The following is a 332-nucleotide window of genomic DNA, read 5'->3' as shown; positions in this document are numbered from 1 at the left end:
GCTTCGCGGCGCGGCTTAACTCACGCGTTAGATGCCAGATTTGGCGTTGCGTATGCTCACAGAAAATCGACATCCGCAATACTGTGTTTGGCAACTCATAGCCACCACTATTTATCCTTCATACAGTAGAGGAGATTGCACGTGAAGAACTGGCTCTTTCTGGCTATTGCAATATTTGGTGAGGTCGTCGCAACTTCCGCACTGAAGTCCAGCCATGGATTCACCAAGTTAGTTCCTTCTGTTGTAGTTGTGGCTGGCTACGGGCTTGCGTTCTATTTCCTCTCTCTCGCACTCAAGTCCATCCCGGTCGGCATTGCTTATGCTGTTTGGGC

General features: G+C 50.0%; 1 protein-coding gene. It reads left to right on the top strand.

The window, feature by feature from the left end; translation table 11 throughout:
* Nucleotides 1-141: 141 nt before the first annotated feature.
* On the top strand, nucleotides 142-332 hold a 191-nt coding region (locus tag RTW80_RS28155; protein WP_312721404.1), incomplete at its 3' end, for an SMR family transporter.

This window comes from Escherichia sp. AM3 (assembly GCF_032029835.1).
Taxonomy (GTDB): Bacteria; Pseudomonadota; Gammaproteobacteria; order Enterobacterales; family Enterobacteriaceae; genus Escherichia; species Escherichia coli.
The sequence above is the reverse complement of the archived record's forward strand: the minus strand, read 5'-3'. Positions and strand labels throughout refer to the sequence as shown.